This window comes from Burkholderia sp. BC1 (assembly GCF_052683555.1).
The window spans coordinates 22,636-37,239 of record NZ_JBQYLP010000034.1 but is presented as its reverse complement, the minus strand read 5'-3'; the positions used below and the strand labels follow the sequence as shown (position 1 = coordinate 37,239).

The following is a 14,604-nucleotide window of genomic DNA, read 5'->3' as shown; positions in this document are numbered from 1 at the left end:
GTTCGAAATCGCCGGGCGCGTGTTGTACTGAATGGAATGCGCGCGCACGACAGACGGCGCGCCGTGCACGGGCGCGCGCCTGCTTTGAACCGACGCCCCACGGGGCGGGCCGGGCCAGGCCGCCGGACGGAAGGACGGCGTGGTATCGCCGTTCCGCAAAGTCGCCGTCATGCGGCTTGAAGGTTTGTCGGCCTGCTCGAAGGATGCGTCAATATACTTGATGGTTTTGGGTAAAGGAAACGAAAAAATTAGAAAGTCCGTCTATTGCGGTTTTTGCGCTTCATTGAATTACGGATGGAATGAATTAACGATTTGGTTATTCGTTGAATTCCGTAGTTTTAATCTGTTAAGGAACCGGCGGTGCGCTGAAACTACGAAATCGGGCGCGTGCGGGTGCGGTCGGTACAATGGCAGATCGATCCGACGAATTCGCTGCCGCGAGGAGGCTGTCCATGCTGCGAGCCCTGTTCCGTTTCGCGCCGCTGCGCGCCGTGCTGTTGCTGTTCGCGGCCGCGTTCCTGCTCGGCGGTTGCGCGAGTCTCACGCGCGAGCCCCTCAGCGTGTCGGTGGTCGGGCTCGATCCGCTCGTCGGGCAAGGGCTCGAGATGCGGTTCAGTCTGAAGCTGCGCGTGCAGAACCCGAACGACACACCGATCGAATACGACGGCATCGCGGTCGCGCTCGAGCTGAACGGCGCGCCGTTCGCGAGCGGTGTCAGCGATCGCTCGGGCGTCGTGCCGCGCTTCGGCGAGGCCGTGCTCGACGTGCCGGTGTCGGTATCCGCGTTCGCGGCCGCGCGGCAGGCGTGGAACCTGCCCGGCGCCGCCGCGAACGGCGAACTGCCGTATGCGCTGCGCGGCCGGCTCGCAGGCGGCGTGCTCGGCACGGTGCACTTCAGCGACGCGGGTACGCTGCGCCTGCCCGCGATGCCGGGCTGGGGCGCATCGTGACGCGCCTGTACCGTGCCGTGCCCGCTTTGCCGCACGGTGCAAAGCGCGGTATGGTGTCGTCCGCGCGGCGAATGTCCGCCGCGCGCAAGCCAACCGTAGCCGAGCTCGCGTGACCGATTTCCCCGTTTTCCACTGGACCGACGCCGACGGCGTCGATCATGCCGTGCGCTGGCGTTCCGAAGCCGGCGTGCCGCCGCCGAAGCGCGCGGTGCCCGCCGACGACCGCCTGACTGCCGACGCCGCCTATCGCCTCGCGTGCGAGGGCACCGCACTCGTCTGGCAGGGCGATTTCCAGAATGCGCGCCAGCTCGTGCAGGCGATGGCGCGGCGCGTCGAGCGCAAGCCGAAGAAGGCGAAGGCCGCCGCGGGCGTCGAGGCATTCAACCTGCACCGTCTCGCGCAGTCGCAGCGCGCGCGTACGCTCGGCATGCTGCTGATTCCGCTCGACGCCGACTACACGATTCCGCTGCGCCGCGCGCCCGACGTGCGCGCCGCATGCGAGGAAGCGTACGGGCCGGGCGGCGCGCCGTCGATGGTGTCGTTGCGCGAACTGCTCGGGCTCGTCGGCGCGCACGAATGGCGCAAGAAGGGCGTGCCGATTCCGGCGCTCGGCGGCGCGGCGATTCATCCGCACTACGGCGTGTTCTCGCCGGTGCGCGGCGAATACGTGACGCTCGTCGCGCGCGCGCCGCTGCCCGCGACGTCGGTCGCGTTCGACATCGGCACCGGTACGGGCGTGCTCGCGGCGGTGCTCGCGTCGCGCGGCGTCGAACGCGTCGTCGCCACCGATCAGGATCCGCGTGCGCTGGCCTGCGCGCGCGAGAACCTCGAACGGCTCGGTTACGCGGGCCGCGTCGACGTCGTCGAAGCCGATCTGTTTCCGCCGGGCCGTGCGCCGCTCGTCGTCTGCAATCCACCTTGGGTGCCCGCGCGGCCGAGCGCGCCGATCGAGTATGCCGTCTACGATCCCGACAGCCGCATGCTGCGCGGGTTTCTCGCGGGGCTCGCCGCGCACCTCGAACCGGGCGGCGAAGGCTGGCTGATCCTGTCCGATTTTGCCGAGCATCTCGGGCTGCGGCCGCGCGACACGCTGCTGCAATGGATCGACGCGGCCGGGCTCGTCGTGCTCGGCCGCGACGACATCCGCCCCGCGCACCCGAAGAGCGCCGATGCCGACGATCCGCTGCACGCGGCGCGCCGTGCCGAGCTCACGTCGCTATGGCGGCTCGGCGCGCGAGCCTGAGCGCGCGTTTTCGGTAAACTGTCGCCATTCCTCACGATTGCCCGCCGCCGGGCCGTGGTCGACCGACCGCGGCCCGGCCGCGCTTCACGATGTCCAACAAGACTTACGAAATCCGTCCGGAGCAGTCCGTCGAACTGCTGAAGGAACTGCATATCCTGACCCGCGACGGCAAGATGAACCAGGACAGCCGCCGCAAGCTGAAGCAGGTGTATCACCTGTTCCAGTTCATCGAGCCGCTGCTCGCGAGCGTGCAGGCCGATCGCGGCGCGGTGACGCTCGTCGATCACGGCGCCGGCAAGTCGTATCTCGGCTTCATCCTGTACGACCTGTTCTTCAAGCAGCAGCCGGGACACGGCACGCCGGCGTTCGCGTCGCATGTGTACGGGATCGAGACGCGCGAGGAGCTCGTCGCGCGTTCGACCGAACTGGCCGCGCGGCTCGGGTTCGGCGGCATGTCGTTCCTGAATCTGTCGGTCGCCGATTCGATCACGTCGCCGAAGCTGCCCGACACGGTCGACGTTGTCACCGCGCTGCACGCGTGCGACACCGCGACCGACGACGCGATCCGCTTCGCGCTCGCCAAGCGCGCACGGCACATCGTGCTCGTGCCGTGCTGCCAGGCCGAAGTCGCGGGCGTGCTGCGCCGCCACAAGGGCAAGTCGCTGGCGAACGCGCTGACCGAAGTGTGGCGTCATCCGCTGCATACGCGCGAATTCGGCAGCCAGATCACGAACGTGCTGCGCTGCCTGCAGCTCGAGGCGCACGGCTATCAGGTGAGCGTGACCGAGCTGGTCGGCTGGGAACATTCGATGAAGAACGAGCTGATCATCGCGCAGTACAAGAACCTGCCGCGCCGACGCCCGAGCGAGCGGCTGAACGAGATCCTCGACATGTTCGGGCTCGCCGAGCTGCGCGAGCGCTTTTTCGTTCCGCAGCGCGACGCGGCGGCCGGCGAAACGGTCGAACAGCACGCCGGCTGACGCCTACGCGCACGGCACGCGTGCGCGCACATCGAGCGGAGCCGGCGGCGCTAGACGTCGTCGCCCGCGCCGCTCATCCACTCGCGCCAGCCGTCGTGGCCGAGGCGGCGCAGGGTTTCCTGGTTTTTTTCGTAGATCGCGGCGGCGTCCGGAAACGCGTCGACCGCGCGCGCGATGCTGTCCTCGCGCAGCAGATGCAGGATCGGATACGGCGCGCGGTTCGTGTAGTTCTCGATGTCGTCGGGCTCGCTGCCGTCGAACCGATACTGCGGGTGAAAGCTCGCGATCTGCAGCACGCCGTCGAGTTTCAGCTGCTGCACGAGGCGATCGGCGAAGAACAGCGCGTCGTTGTAGTCGACGAAATCCGCGAACGCGTGCGGATAGATCACGAGCGTCGTGTCGATCTGCCGCAGATCGGCCGCTTCCAGCGCGCGCAGTTCGGCCTCGAGATCGGCGAGCGCCGTGTCGAGCGCGGTCGCGTCGCTGACCGCATAGCGCACCTGATCCTTCACGTACACGCTCTTCGCGAACGGGCACAGATTGAGCCCGATCACCGCGCGCGCGAGCCAGTGACGCGTGGCGGCGACGATTTCGTCGGTGGATTCGGGGCGGGTGTCGATCATCGGAAACGGACGGGAAGGGCGGCAACGGCCGCATTGTAGCGGGCGCGCGCGGCCGCTACGCGCAGGCGGCCTCGATCAGCTGCGTGACGAGCGCCGGTGCGATGCCGATCGGCGTTTCGCCGTGCCGGTACGTCTGGCTTGCCGCATAGATCCCTTCGATCACGAGCGCGAGCGAATCGGCGAGCGCCTTCGGATCGCGCGCGCCGGCCGCTTCGCAGAGCGCGACGAGCCGCTTCATCAGCTGTTCCTTGTTCTGCGCGACGCGCTCGCGCGCCGGATGCGACGCGTCCGGAAATTCGGCAGCGACGTTGACGAACGGGCAGCCGCGGTAGTCTTTCTGCGTCGCGCGCTCGGCGAGATCGACGAAATACTGGATCAGCTGCGCCTTCGGCTCGCCCGGATGCTTCGCGAGGCTCGCGTCGACGCGCTCGAAGAAGCACGCATCCATGCGCGCGAGATACGCGAGGATCAGGTCGTCCTTCGACGAGAACTGACGATACAGGCTCATCTTGTTGACGCCGGCGAGCTCGACGACCGCTTCGACGCCGACGCTGCGCACGCCTTCCCGGTAAAACAGTTCCTGCGCGGCGCGCAGCAGATGCTCCTGTGCGGTGGCGCCGGCGATCGCGCGGCGCGTGCGGCGAGCTGGCGGCTTGGCGGCCTCGATGCCCGACATGATGACCCTCGACTGCGTGGTGAATTGCTTGACATGTTACCGACTGGTCACTACGATCGCAACACACTTGTGACCGGTCAGTAACAATGCCGGTCCGGACAATGGAAAAATGCCAAGCATCGGCCCGGGTCAGCCGATGCGGTGTGCGGCGGAGGTGGCCCGGTCGAAATGGGCGGCGCGCGGGCGCGTGCCGGCCGACTGGAGAACGCGAGATGAACTGGGCAGTGAGACGAATCGGCGGGCGGTTCCATTACGGATGGCTCGCGGCGGCGGTGGTATTCCTGATCCTGCTGGCCGCGGCCGGCACGCGCGCGACGCCGAGCGTGCTGATGGTGCCGCTCGAGCGCGAGCTCGGCTGGAGCCGCGCGGCGATTTCGCTCGCGATCTCGGTCAACATCGCGCTGTACGGGCTGACGGGGCCGTTCGCGGCTGCCGCGATGCAGCGCTTCGGCCTGCGGCCGACGATCCTGACGGCGCTCGCGACGATGGGCGCCGGCGTCGCGCTGTCGTCGATGATGACGCAGAGCTGGCAGATGGTGCTGATCTGGGGGCTGATGGTGGGTTGTTCGACGGGCGTCGTCGCGCTGACGCTGTCCGCGACGTTCGTCACGCGCTGGTTCCATGCGCGCCGCGGCCTCGTGATGGGGATTCTGACCGCGAGCACGGCCACCGGCCAGCTCGTGTTCCTGCCGATGCTCGCGGCGATCGCGCAGCGTCACGGCTGGCGGCCGGTCGTGCTGGTCGTCGCGCTCGCGGCGGCGATCGTGATCCCGCTCGTCGCGTTGCTGCTGCCCGAACGGCCGGCCGACGTGAAGCTGCGTCCGTACGGCGAGCCGGCCGATGCACCGGCCGCGCCCGACGCGACGAAGGAGAATCCGCTCGCGGTCGCGTTTCGCACGCTGCTCACGGCGAGCCGCTCGCGCGATTTCTGGCTGCTGTTCTTCAGCTTCTTCATTTGCGGCGCGAGCACCAACGGCTACGTCGGCACGCACCTGATCGCGATGTGCAGCGACTACGGGATGACGGAAGTGCAGGGCGCGTCGCTGCTCGCCGCGATGGGCGTGTTCGACCTGTTCGGTACGACGCTGTCGGGCTGGCTGTCGGATCGCTACGACAACCGCGTGCTGCTGTTCTGGTACTACGGGCTGCGCGGGCTGTCGCTGATCTATCTGCCGCATGCGTTCGGCATCGACTTCTTCGGGCTGCCGCTGTTCGCGATGTTCTACGGGCTCGACTGGATCGCCACCGTGCCGCCGACCGTGCGGCTCGCGACCGACGTGTTCGGCAAGGCGGCCGCGCCGGTCGTATTCGGCTGGATCGTCGCCGGCCATCAGCTCGGCGCGGCGTTCGCGGCGCTCGGCGCGGGGATGCTGCGGGCGAGCCTCGGCACCTACACGATCGCGTCGATGATCTCGGGCGGGCTCTGCATCGTCGGCGCGCTGATCGTGCTGCGGATCAACCGCGGACCGTCGCGCGCGGCCGCGCAGGCCGCCTGAATACGGCGGCCGCCGCGTGCGGCCGCCCTTTGCAGGTACGGCGATTTGCATTGTCCGCGGCGATCGGGCGCGTGTCGCCGCAAGCGGTTATGCTTGCGTTTCGGCGAGGCGTTCGCGCCCCTTCATCGATGTCAGCGAGGAACCGCATGTCTGTCAAACCTGCTCCCACTACCGTTTCGATTCACGAACTGATCGCGGGCCGCTGGAGCCCGCGTGCCTATTCCGATGCGCCGATCAGCGCGGCCGACCTGCATGCGGTGCTGGAGGCGGCGCGCTGGGCGCCGTCCGCGTACAACGCGCAGCCGTGGCGCTTCATCGTGTTCGATCGCACGCGGGACGAAGCCGCGTTCAAGCGTGCATTCTCGACGCTCGTGCCGTTCAATCAGGGCTGGAACGCGCCGGCGCCGGTGCTGATCGCAGTCACCGCGCATACGCTCACGCCGAAGGGCGAGCCCGCACCGACCGCGCTGTACGACGCGGGCGCGGCTGCGATGTCGCTCGTGCTGCAGGCGCACGCGCTCGGGCTCGCCGCACACCAGATGAGCGGCTTCGATGCGAACGCGTTCCGCGAGGCGTTCGAGATCCCGGCCGACGTCGCGATTCCCGCGATCATCTCGCTCGGCCACTACGGCAACGTCGACAAGCTCGATCCGGTGCTGCGCGATCGCGAGAAGGCGCCGCGCACGCGTCATCCGCTCGGCGAGATCGTCTACGCGGGCGCGTGGAAGAAGGGCTTCGAAGCGGCCGCGTGAAGGCTGGTGCGCGGCGCGGCGGAGCGCGCCGCGGGCGCCGCGCGACCGGCGCGACGGCCATACGCCGATCGCGCCCGCCCGTTGTGATCGCGCGGGCTTCATGTTAAAAAGCCCGTCCTTTCCGTTTTCGCGCCGGCCATGCGGCGGCTCTTTCCCATGACTTACTGCGCGATCGATTTCGGTACGTCCAATTCCGCCGTGGCGCTGCCTCACGGCGACGGCATGCGGCTCGCGCCCGTCGAGGGCGACCACCTGACGCTGCCCACCGCGATTTTCTTCAACAACGACGAGGAGACGGTCGAATACGGCCGTGCGGCGCTCGCATCGTACATCGACGGCTTCGACGGCCGGCTGATGCGCTCGATGAAGAGCATCCTCGGTTCGCCGCTCGCCGAGACGACGACCGATCTCGGCGACGGCACCGCGATCGCCTATACCGACGTGATCGCGCGTTTCCTGCAACACCTGAAACAGAAGGCCGAGGCGTGCGCGGGCGCGCCGATCCGCCGTGCGGTGCTCGGCCGCCCGGTGTTCTTCGTCGACGACGATCCGCGCGCCGACCGCCTCGCGCAGAACCAGCTGCAGGCGGCCGCGCAGTCGGTCGGATTCGCCGACGTGCGGTTCCAGTACGAGCCGATCGCGGCCGCGTTCGACTACGAGTCGCGCCAGCAGGCGGAGCGGCTGGTGCTCGTCGCCGACATCGGCGGCGGCACGTCCGACTTCTCGCTGGTGCGCGTCGGCCCGGACCGCATGACGCGCCTCGACCGCAAGGACGACGTGCTCGCGCATCACGGCGTGCACGTCGCCGGCACCGACTACGACCGGCGCGTCGAGCTGTCGGCGATCTTGCCCGCGTTCGGCTATCGCGCGCTCGATCCGGAAGGCCGCGAGCTGCCGAACCGGATCTATTTCGATCTGGCGACCTGGCATCTGATCAATACGGTCTATACGCCGAAGCGGCTCGGCGAGCTGAAGCTGATGAAGCATCTGTACCGCGACGCGCGGCAGCACGAGCGGCTCGTGCGCGTGGTCGAGCAGCGGCTTGGGCATGCGCTGATGGCGCGCGCGGAAGAGGCGAAGATCGGCGTGGCCGCGGGCGGGGAGACGATGATCGACCTGAACGATGTCGAAGAGGATCTGCAGATCGCCTTCGACGCGGCGCGCCTGATCGATGCGAGCCGCGAGGACACCGCACGGATCGTCGATGCCGCACGCGAAACGGTGCGGCTGGCGGGCGTCGCGCCGCGCGACGTCGGCGCGCTGTACTTCACGGGCGGCTCGACCGGCTTGGCGTTCCTGTCGGGCGCGCTGGCGGCCGCGTTTCCGGACGCGCAGCCGGTGTTCGGCGACCGCCTCGCCAGCGTCGCGACGGGCCTCGGCATTCACGCGCAGCGACTGTTCGGCTGACCGGCCGACGCGCGTTGCGCACGCGCTGCGCGCCGTGCCTGGCACGCTCCGACGCGACAAATAAAAAGCCCCGCCGAAGCGGGGCTTTTTTCACGAAATCTCGCGCAGCAATTACAGCGGGCGGATGTTCGCAGCTTGCAGACCCTTCGGGCCCGTCTTCACTTCGAATTCGACCTTCTGGTTTTCTTGCAGCGTCTTGAAACCTTCGACGCGGATTTCCGAGAAGTGCGCGAACAGATCGTCGCCGCCGCCTTCCGGGGTGATGAAGCCGAAGCCCTTTGCGTCATTGAACCACTTGACGGTACCGGTTGCCATGTTACTTGTTCCTAAAAAGATAAAACGGGGCCGAAGCCCATGGGGTGCGGAAAATCAAGGAAGGGGGTAATGGGACCAACCGGAGTACCGTTGATGGGCGAACTACGAAAGACCAATTCACTCGCCGCTTGAAATCCTGCGAAGTCCGTTATACGGCTAATCGGGCGCGCGGTCAACCGTATTTCCATGTCCTCAGGGTTATTGCGGATATTTAAGCTTACAAACATTGCAGAAACGCCGGATTTTTTGTAGGGGGCGATCGATTTTGGCGCCAACTTGGAGGTGCAACCGTTAAACTACGCGCCGCGCGGACCAGGTTGCCCCGATCGGGTGACCTGTCCCCCCAAGAATGCGTGCGCGGCGCAGTTCGAGCCGATCCCGAACTGCGGGCCGACCATGCTTTTTGAGACACAGGAGAGGATGTGAAGAGTTCTATACAACGGAACATCGGCCCGTTTGCATTGATGCTGACGGGGCTGGGTTCGATTATCGGCTCGGGCTGGCTGTTCGGTGCCTGGAAAGCCGCCAAGATCGCCGGTCCGGCGGCGATCTGCGCGTGGATCATCGGCGCCGTCGTGATTCTCGCGATTGCGCTGACGTACGCGGAGCTCGGTGCGATGTTCCCCGAGTCGGGCGGGATGGTGCGTTACGCGCGCTACTCGCATGGGTCGCTGGTGGGCTTCATCAGCGCATGGGCGAACTGGATTGCGATCGTGTCGGTGATTCCGATCGAAGCCGAGGCGTCGATCCAGTACATGAGCACGTGGCCGTATCCGTGGGCGCATGCGCTGTTCGTCAACGGGGAATTGACGACGCCGGGCCTGCTGCTGTCGGCCGTGCTGGTGGTCGTGTACTTCCTGCTGAACTATTGGGGCGTGAAGGCCTTCGCGCGGGCGAACACCGCCATCACGATCTTCAAGTTCCTGATCCCGGGCCTGACGATCCTCGGCCTGATGCTGACGAGCTTCCATTCGGAAAACCTCGGCACGAGCTCCGGCGCGAGCTTCGCGCCGTACGGCTGGTCGGCCGTGCTGACCGCAGTGGCGACGAGCGGCATCGTGTTCGCGTTCAACGGCTTCCAGAGCCCGGTGAACCTTGCCGGTGAAGCGCGCAACCCGTCGCGCAGCGTGCCGTTCGCGGTGATCGCGTCGATTCTGCTCGCGCTCGTGATCTACGTGCTGCTGCAGATGGCCTACATCGGCGCGGTGAATCCGGCCGACGTCGCGAAGGGCTGGCAGCACTTCAACTTCTCGTCGCCGTTCGCGGAACTCGCGATCGCGCTGAACCTGAACTGGCTCGCGATCCTGCTGTACGTCGACGCGTTCATCAGCCCGAGCGGTACCGGCACGACCTACATGGCGACGACCACGCGGATGATCTACGCGATGGAGCGCAACAACACGATGCCGAAGATGTTCGGCAACGTGCACCCGCTCTACGGCGTGCCGCGCCAGGCGATGTGGTTCAACCTGCTCGTGTCGTTCATCTTCCTGTTCTTCTTCCGCGGCTGGAGCTCGCTCGCGGCCGTGATCTCGGTCGCGACCGTGATCTCGTACCTGACGGGCCCGATCAGCCTGATGGCGCTGCGCCGTGCGGCGACCGACATCGAGCGTCCGCTGTCGATTCCGGCGATGAAGCTGATCGCGCCGTTCGCGTTCGTCTGCGCGTCGCTGATCCTGTACTGGGCGAAGTGGCCGCTGACCGGCGAAATCATCCTGCTGATGATCGTCGCGCTGCCGGTGTACTTCTACTTCCAGGGCAAGTCGGGCTGGACCGGCTGGGGTGCCGACCTGAAGGCGGCATGGTGGCTCGTCGCGTATCTGCCGACGATGGCCGTGCTGTCGCTGATCGGCAGCAAGGAGTTCGGCGGTTACGGCTATCTGCCGTACGGCTGGGACATGCTGGTCGTCGCCGTGATCTCGCTCGGGTTCTACTTCTGGGGCGTGAACACCGGCTACCGGACGCAGTATCTCGACGAGCGCGAGTCGCACGACGAGATCCTCGAAGGCATCGGCGCCTGACGCAAGCCGCCCGCTCTGCCGCCGGAATCGGCGGCGGCCGAGCGCGCAAGCAAGCCCGCCCGAGCAGCGATGCTCGGGCGGGCTTTTTGTTTTGTGCGGTCCGGCAGGGGCGCCAAGCGGGGCGGGCAGCGAGGCCCGCAGCCGGCGCGGCCGCTCAGGCCGTCGCGCTCGAGAACACGTAGTTCGTCATGGCCAGCACGCGCTGATACGTGCCGAGCGCCTGGATGCCGAGCCGGTAGTCGTCGTCGGCCGCGCCGAGCGCCGCGAACACCGGCAGCAGATGCTCGTCGGTCGGATGCATCAGCGCCGCGTGCGGCGCCTGCCTGCGGTAGTCGAGCAGCGCGTCGATGTCGCGCTCGGCGAGCTTCGTCTCGAACCAGTCGGTGAATTCCGCGACGCGCGGATCGGCGTCCTCCGGCGACGCGCCGAAATCCGCCGCGCGCAGATTGTGCGTGATCTGGCCCGAACCGATCACCATCACGTCCTCATCGCGCAGCGGCCGCAGCGCGCGGCCGACGGCGAAGTGATGCGCGGCGTCCGCGCGCGGCTGGATCGACAGCTGCGCGACCGGCACGTCGGCGTGCGGGAACATCAGCAGCATCGGCACCCACGCACCGTGATCGAGGCCGTGCTCGAGCGTCGCGGTCGCGATGCCCGCCGCATTCAGGAGGTCGGCCGCATGCTGCGCGACGTCGGGCGCGCCGGGCGCCGGGTAGCGGATTTCGTAGAGCGCGCGCGGAAAGCCGTAGAAGTCGTGAATCGTGTCCGGATGCGCGGCAATGCTCGCGACGGGTTGCTGCGTGCCCCAGTGCGCGGACAGCATCAGCACCGCGCGCGGGCGTGGCAGTTCGGCACCGAGTTCGGCGAATGCGCCGGACGGCAATGCCGGATCGATCGGCAGCGTCGGCGCGCCATGCGACAGGTAAAGCGAAGGCAAGCGGTTCATGTCGGTGGCCTGCTGAAGGGATGTTGCGTTCGACTATAGATCCGCACGCGAGATTGATAAACAGCGGTTCTGGATTTTATTGAATCTCTATGGTTGATAATCGAACCGCACATCGGCTCGCCGGCCATTCGCATCATCTGCGGAAGGCTTTCGCCGAACTTGGGCGAAAATCGGCGAAGATGGCTAGAAAACGGCGATGTTTCGCCGCGAGAGACGCGCTACTGCGCGTGACGGAGCCCTGCCCACGGCGTCGTGAGCGGCGTATCGGGTGCGAACAGGTCGAGCACGCGCGTGACGGTCTGGTCGACGAGTTCGTCGATCGTCTTCGGCATCGCATAAAACGCCGGCAGCGGCGGGAACACGATGCCGCCCATTTCGGTGACGGCCGTCATGTTGCGCAGATGCGCGAGATTGAACGGCGTTTCGCGCACCATCAGCACCAGGCGGCGACGTTCCTTCAGCGTCACGTCGGCCGCGCGCGTGATCAGGTTGTCGGACAGCCCGTGCGCGATGCTCGCGAGCGTCTTCATCGAGCAGGGCGCGATCACCATGCCGTGCGTCGCGAAGGAGCCGGACGCGATCGTCGCGCCGACGTCGCGCACCGAATGGACGACGTCCGCGCGGCTTTCGACGTCGGACTTCGACAGCTTCAGTTCGTGCTGGATATTGAGCCAGCCGGCGTTCGAGATCAGCAGATGCGTCTCGACGCCGCCGGCGGCGCGCAGCAGATCGAGCAGCCGCAGGCCGTAGATCGCGCCGGTCGCGCCGGTGATCGCGACGATCAGCCGGCGACGCGGCGCGCTGGGAGAGACCATCGGGGAAGCGGTGTTACGCGGCGGCGAACAGTTGCTGCAGTTCGCCCGACTGGTACATCTCCATCATGATGTCCGAGCCGCCGATGAATTCGCCCTTCACGTACAGCTGCGGGATGGTCGGCCAGTTCGAGAATTCCTTGATCCCCTGGCGGATCTCTTCGTCCTCGAGCACGTTGACCGTCTTGAACTGATCGACGCCGCAGGCCTTCAGCACCTGCACCGCGCGGCCGGAAAAGCCGCACATCGGGAATTGCGCGTTGCCCTTCATGAAGAGCACGACCGGGTTTTCGTCGACGATTTGCTTGATACGTTGTTGGGTGTCCATGACTGACCTTGCGTTTGCGGGGCGTTAGATCGAAATGATAGCGGATTTCAACCGGGCGGGCCGGGCGTCAGCGGGGCAGGCGGCCGCCCGTCGTGCGTTCGATCGCGGCGAGATCGGCGAGCGATTCGACCGCGTCGAAACCGTGCGAGGCGAGCAGCGCGCGCACCGCTTCGGCCTGATCGTAGCCGTGCTCGATCCACAGCGTGCCGCCCGGCTTCAGGTGCGCACGCGCGCCGGCGACGATCGTGCGGATCGCGCTCAGCCCGTCTGCGTCGTCGGTCAGCGCGCCGCGCGGCTCGAAGCGCAGGTCGCCTTGCGACAGATGCGGATCGTGCCGCGCGATATACGGCGGATTGCTGACGATCGCGTCGAAGGCGAGCGCGGGATCGAGTGCCGCGTACCAGTCGCTTTGCAGCCACTGCAGCGGGCCGCCGGGGCGGCGCGCGTCGAGCAGTTTGTCGGCGTTGCGCTGCGCGACCGCGAGCGCGGCGGCCGACCGGTCGAGCGCCCATACGCGCGCGTCGGGCCGCTCGGCCGCGATCGATACCGCGATCGCGCCGCTGCCGGTGCCGAGATCGAGCACGGCCGGATGCGCGAGCCCGTCGATCGCGTCGAGCGCCGCTTCGACGAGCAGTTCGGTTTCGGGACGCGGGATCAGCACGTCGGGCGTCACGTCGAACGGGCGGCCGAAGAACTCGCGCATCCCGACGAGCTGCGCGACGGGCTCGCCGGCCGCGCGGCGCGCTTCGAGCGCACGATAGCGTTCGACCGCCTCTGCGTCGAGCGGCCGATCGCCGCGCGTGATCAGCTGCGTGCGCGTCCAGCCGAGCGCGTGCGCGAGCAGCACGCGCGCGTCGACCGCATCGAGCGGCGTCGCGCGCAGCAGGTCGTCGGCGGTCGGTGCGGACATCGTCGCGGCCTCAATCGGCGTCGCCGAGCGACGCGAGCAGCTCGGCCTGATGCTCGCTGACGAGCGCGCCGATCAGTTCGTCGAGATCGCCGTCCATGATCGCCTCGAGCCGGTAGAGCGTCAGGTTGATCCGGTGATCGGTCATGCGGCCCTGCGGGAAGTTGTACGTGCGGATCCGCTCGGAACGGTCGCCCGAGCCGATCAGGCTCTTGCGCGTCGCGGCTTCCTTCGCGTGCTGCTCGTGATACTGCTTGTCCTTGATGCGCGCGGCGAGCACCTTCAGCGCGCGATCCTTGTTCTTGTGCTGCGAGCGGTCGTCCTGGCACTCGACGACGATCCCGGTCGGCAGGTGCGTGACACGCACCGCGGAATCGGTCTTGTTGATGTGCTGGCCGCCCGCGCCCGAGGCGCGGAACGTGTCGATCCGCAAGTCGGCCGGATTGATCTCGACTTCGCCGATTTCGTCCGCCTCCGGCATCACGGCGACCGTGCACGCGGACGTATGGATGCGCCCCTGCGTTTCGGTGGCCGGCACGCGCTGCACGCGATGGCCGCCCGACTCGAACTTCAGCCGCGAATACGCGCCCTGGCCGGCGATCCGCACGATCACTTCCTTGTAGCCGCCGAGATCGGACGGACTTTCCGACATCATCTCGACCTGCCAGCGCTGCCGTTCCGCGAAGCGCAGGTACATGCGCAGCAGATCGCCGGCGAACAGCGCCGATTCGTCGCCGCCGGTGCCCGCGCGAATTTCGACGAAGATGTTGCGATCGTCGTTCGGATCCTTCGGCAGCAGCATCTTCTGCAGCTCGACCTCGAGCCGCGTCATCCGCTCGCGCGCGCTGCGGATTTCTTCCTCGGCGAAATCGCGCATCGACGGATCGGCGAGCAATTCCTGCGCGGCCGTCTCGTCGCTGCGCGACTGGCGCCACAGCGCGTACTGCTCGACGACCGGGCCGAGTTCCGCGTGTTCGCGCGTGAGCTTGCGGTACTGGTCGAGATCGGCCGTGACGTTTTCGCGGCTCAGCAGATCGTTCAGTTCGGCCAGCCGGGTGGACAGCTGGTCGAGCTTGCGTTGCATGCTCGTCTTCATGGTGTGGAGCGGCGCTCCCGGGCAAGGAGTATTCGGAAAGGATAGGCCGGCC

Annotated in this window: 15 protein-coding genes; 7 read left to right on the top strand and 8 right to left on the bottom strand. The window is 67.3% G+C overall.

What is annotated here, in order from left to right; translation table 11 throughout:
• Window positions 1-452 precede the first annotated feature (452 nt).
• The 3 genes from ACSHSS_RS17965 to ACSHSS_RS17955 all read left to right on the top strand — a co-directional run bounded on the left by ACSHSS_RS17965 (window position 453) and on the right by ACSHSS_RS17955 (window position 3,173).
• Window positions 453-950, top strand: a complete 498-nt coding sequence (locus ACSHSS_RS17965) for an LEA type 2 family protein (protein WP_261513240.1) — start codon at window positions 453-455, stop codon at window positions 948-950.
• Window positions 951-1,059: 109 nt separating this feature from the next.
• Window positions 1,060-2,193, top strand: coding sequence for a methyltransferase (locus ACSHSS_RS17960; RefSeq protein ID WP_039226063.1), 1,134 nt, complete (start codon window positions 1,060-1,062; stop codon window positions 2,191-2,193).
• A gap of 89 nt (window positions 2,194-2,282) precedes the next feature.
• Window positions 2,283-3,173, top strand: coding sequence for a class I SAM-dependent methyltransferase (locus ACSHSS_RS17955; protein ID WP_105776447.1), 891 nt, complete (start codon window positions 2,283-2,285; stop codon window positions 3,171-3,173).
• 50 nt (window positions 3,174-3,223) lie between these two features.
• On the opposite strand, the gene ACSHSS_RS17950 is transcribed toward ACSHSS_RS17955, so the two are convergent.
• Window positions 3,224-3,796, bottom strand: a complete 573-nt coding sequence (locus tag ACSHSS_RS17950; protein WP_261513241.1) for a DUF1415 domain-containing protein — start codon at window positions 3,794-3,796, stop codon at window positions 3,224-3,226.
• A gap of 55 nt (window positions 3,797-3,851) precedes the next feature.
• A complete protein-coding gene (locus tag ACSHSS_RS17945) occupies window positions 3,852-4,472 on the bottom strand; it encodes a TetR/AcrR family transcriptional regulator (protein ID WP_006400513.1) in 621 nt (206 codons plus the stop codon).
• A 212-nt stretch (window positions 4,473-4,684) separates the two neighbouring features.
• Between ACSHSS_RS17945 and ACSHSS_RS17940 the strand changes: the two genes are divergently transcribed.
• The 3 genes from ACSHSS_RS17940 (at window position 4,685) to ACSHSS_RS17930 (ending at window position 8,127) form a co-directional block, all read left to right on the top strand.
• Complete coding sequence (locus ACSHSS_RS17940; protein ID WP_261513242.1) at window positions 4,685-5,968, top strand: MFS transporter; 1,284 nt, start codon at window positions 4,685-4,687, stop codon at window positions 5,966-5,968.
• A gap of 146 nt (window positions 5,969-6,114) precedes the next feature.
• On the top strand, window positions 6,115-6,720 hold the full coding sequence (locus tag ACSHSS_RS17935; RefSeq protein WP_006400510.1) for a nitroreductase family protein: 606 nt from the start codon (window positions 6,115-6,117) through the stop codon (window positions 6,718-6,720).
• Window positions 6,721-6,876: 156 nt separating this feature from the next.
• Window positions 6,877-8,127, top strand: coding sequence for an Hsp70 family protein (locus ACSHSS_RS17930; RefSeq protein WP_035948474.1), 1,251 nt, complete (start codon window positions 6,877-6,879; stop codon window positions 8,125-8,127).
• 111 nt (window positions 8,128-8,238) lie between these two features.
• Here the strand turns inward: ACSHSS_RS17930 and ACSHSS_RS17925 are convergent, their stop codons facing one another.
• Window positions 8,239-8,442: a cold-shock protein gene (locus tag ACSHSS_RS17925; protein WP_006400508.1), complete on the bottom strand. Its 204-nt coding sequence runs from the start codon at window positions 8,440-8,442 to the stop codon at window positions 8,239-8,241.
• Window positions 8,443-8,864: 422 nt separating this feature from the next.
• On the opposite strand from ACSHSS_RS17925, the gene ACSHSS_RS17920 reads away from it, so the two are divergent.
• A complete protein-coding gene (locus ACSHSS_RS17920; protein ID WP_006400506.1) occupies window positions 8,865-10,463 on the top strand; it encodes an APC family permease in 1,599 nt (532 codons plus the stop codon).
• Between the two features lie 154 nt (window positions 10,464-10,617).
• On the opposite strand, the gene ACSHSS_RS17915 is transcribed toward ACSHSS_RS17920, so the two are convergent.
• The 5 genes from ACSHSS_RS17915 to prfA all read right to left on the bottom strand — a co-directional run bounded on the left by ACSHSS_RS17915 (window position 10,618) and on the right by prfA (window position 14,552).
• On the bottom strand, window positions 10,618-11,409 hold the full coding sequence (locus tag ACSHSS_RS17915) for a DODA-type extradiol aromatic ring-opening family dioxygenase (RefSeq protein WP_261513243.1): 792 nt from the start codon (window positions 11,407-11,409) through the stop codon (window positions 10,618-10,620).
• A gap of 218 nt (window positions 11,410-11,627) precedes the next feature.
• Entirely contained in the window at window positions 11,628-12,224 is a 597-nt protein-coding gene (locus ACSHSS_RS17910; protein ID WP_261513244.1) for a UbiX family flavin prenyltransferase, read from the bottom strand.
• A 13-nt stretch (window positions 12,225-12,237) separates the two neighbouring features.
• Window positions 12,238-12,549 carry a Grx4 family monothiol glutaredoxin gene (grxD, locus tag ACSHSS_RS17905; RefSeq protein ID WP_006400503.1) on the bottom strand — a complete coding sequence of 104 codons (312 nt, stop codon included), beginning with the start codon at window positions 12,547-12,549 and terminating at the stop codon, window positions 12,238-12,240.
• Window positions 12,550-12,616: 67 nt separating this feature from the next.
• Window positions 12,617-13,459: a peptide chain release factor N(5)-glutamine methyltransferase gene (gene prmC / locus ACSHSS_RS17900; protein ID WP_261513245.1), complete on the bottom strand. Its 843-nt coding sequence runs from the start codon at window positions 13,457-13,459 to the stop codon at window positions 12,617-12,619.
• A gap of 10 nt (window positions 13,460-13,469) precedes the next feature.
• A complete protein-coding gene (prfA, locus tag ACSHSS_RS17895; protein WP_105761594.1) occupies window positions 13,470-14,552 on the bottom strand; it encodes a peptide chain release factor 1 in 1,083 nt (360 codons plus the stop codon).
• Window positions 14,553-14,604: the final 52 nt, after the last annotated feature.

Coding starts and splice junctions, on each gene's coding strand:
- ACSHSS_RS17965 (WP_261513240.1), top strand. CDS start 453: ATGCTGCGAGCCCTGTTCCGTTTCGCGCCGCTGCGCGCCGTGCTGTTG.
- prmC (WP_261513245.1), bottom strand. CDS start 13,459: ATGTCCGCACCGACCGCCGACGACCTGCTGCGCGCGACGCCGCTCGAT.
- ACSHSS_RS17910 (WP_261513244.1), bottom strand. CDS start 12,224: ATGGTCTCTCCCAGCGCGCCGCGTCGCCGGCTGATCGTCGCGATCACC.
- ACSHSS_RS17930 (WP_035948474.1), top strand. CDS start 6,877: ATGACTTACTGCGCGATCGATTTCGGTACGTCCAATTCCGCCGTGGCG.
- ACSHSS_RS17925 (WP_006400508.1), bottom strand. CDS start 8,442: ATGGCAACCGGTACCGTCAAGTGGTTCAATGACGCAAAGGGCTTCGGC.
- grxD (WP_006400503.1), bottom strand. CDS start 12,549: ATGGACACCCAACAACGTATCAAGCAAATCGTCGACGAAAACCCGGTC.
- ACSHSS_RS17945 (WP_006400513.1), bottom strand. CDS start 4,472: ATGTCGGGCATCGAGGCCGCCAAGCCGCCAGCTCGCCGCACGCGCCGC.
- ACSHSS_RS17915 (WP_261513243.1), bottom strand. CDS start 11,409: ATGAACCGCTTGCCTTCGCTTTACCTGTCGCATGGCGCGCCGACGCTG.
- ACSHSS_RS17950 (WP_261513241.1), bottom strand. CDS start 3,796: ATGATCGACACCCGCCCCGAATCCACCGACGAAATCGTCGCCGCCACG.
- ACSHSS_RS17940 (WP_261513242.1), top strand. CDS start 4,685: ATGAACTGGGCAGTGAGACGAATCGGCGGGCGGTTCCATTACGGATGG.
- ACSHSS_RS17955 (WP_105776447.1), top strand. CDS start 2,283: ATGTCCAACAAGACTTACGAAATCCGTCCGGAGCAGTCCGTCGAACTG.
- ACSHSS_RS17935 (WP_006400510.1), top strand. CDS start 6,115: ATGTCTGTCAAACCTGCTCCCACTACCGTTTCGATTCACGAACTGATC.
- prfA (WP_105761594.1), bottom strand. CDS start 14,552: ATGAAGACGAGCATGCAACGCAAGCTCGACCAGCTGTCCACCCGGCTG.